At 41.1% G+C, this 1,323-nt stretch carries 1 protein-coding gene; it reads left to right on the forward strand.

Annotation, left to right across the window (positions count from 1 at the left end):
• A partial coding sequence (locus HMJ38_RS25045; RefSeq protein ID WP_228780272.1) for a DUF5018 domain-containing protein occupies positions 1–1,323 on the forward strand: 1,323 nt, incomplete at both ends.

Here is a 1,323-nt window from a genome sequence, read left to right on the forward strand (position 1 = left end):
TTGGTACAACTAGGAACAATACCATCATAGCAACTGCAAAAGGGTTCTCACCAGCATTATTTGAAGTGGATTTCACAGTAACCGAAGCATTGATACTTCAGGTAAGTGAATCATCAGTTTCATTTGAAGGTATAGAAGGAAGCCCCATTTCAAACCAATCAATAACTGTTTCTGCCAATTCAGGATCTCCATCAATAGTATTAACAGATGACCCAAGCGCCACAGCTTGGTTAGTTATACCTTCAGAACCTGTTTTGGGAGAGTTAGAATTTGGGATACTGCCAGGTTTGCTGCCAGGAGAATATTCAACGACTATAACAGTTTCAGATGTAGACGGTCTTTATGAACCTGCTGATATTCTTGTCTCTCTTTCAATCATTGAATCACCACCTAGTACTGAAAAGGCTATAACCACAATCTCTCTTGGAGAAGCATTCGGAGATCCTATAATCGATGCGGAGAATTCAACAATTTCATTTATAGTTCCAAGTGGAACTGATGTTACATCTTTAATACCTGAATTTAGTGTTTCGGAAGGTGCATCTGTTTTACCGGAATCCGGTACCACTTTGGACTTTACCAATCCGGTAATTTTTACTGTTACTGCTGAAGATGGTAGTATTCAAGAATGGACCGTTTCAGTAATTGTTGAAGAAGCTCCGTCTGTTCCATTTGAAGCTAAAATTAACTTCCAGAATAATCCATCTTTCACTGTTCCGCCAGTTGGCTATTTGCCGGATTATGGTAAGCAATTTGGCTTCTCTTCAGTGACAATTGATGATGTAGATTATGCCTTTGGATGGAAATTAAGGTCCAATGGAGACCCAATAGATGTTTCGGAAGCTTCAGATAATGGTGGAACAACTGCCACAGGAGGGGCCGGAAGAAATAGAATTGCCGGATCATACGCTTCTGCATCTATTGAAGATCAGCTTGAAGGAACATTATTGCATTTCCAAGGAGATAACATTATGAATACAACAGGCGGTGTCAAGAGTTGGGCAGGACAGAGAAGGGGGAATGAACTGATCTGGGAATTAGAAGTGCCAAACGGAATCTATGATGTTACCATAGGTCTTGGAGATAAAGATATCAATAACATAGACAGCAGGCATAGTGCTACCATAGAAGGAATTACCATTATCCCCGCTAAAGTTGCCGTCGCAGGAGAAGTCAGGGTAGAGACCATGACCGTTGAAGTGACTGATGGACTGCTTACCATGAACGGTGTTGGTGGATTTAATTCCAAAATCACCCATATTGAAATTGTTGAAAGTACGAATGCACCAACCGCAGGTGCCCTATCTTTTGACCCTGCTTCAT

The organism is Aquiflexum lacus (genome assembly GCF_015476655.1).
Taxonomy (GTDB): Bacteria; Bacteroidota; Bacteroidia; order Cytophagales; family Cyclobacteriaceae; genus Aquiflexum; species Aquiflexum lacus.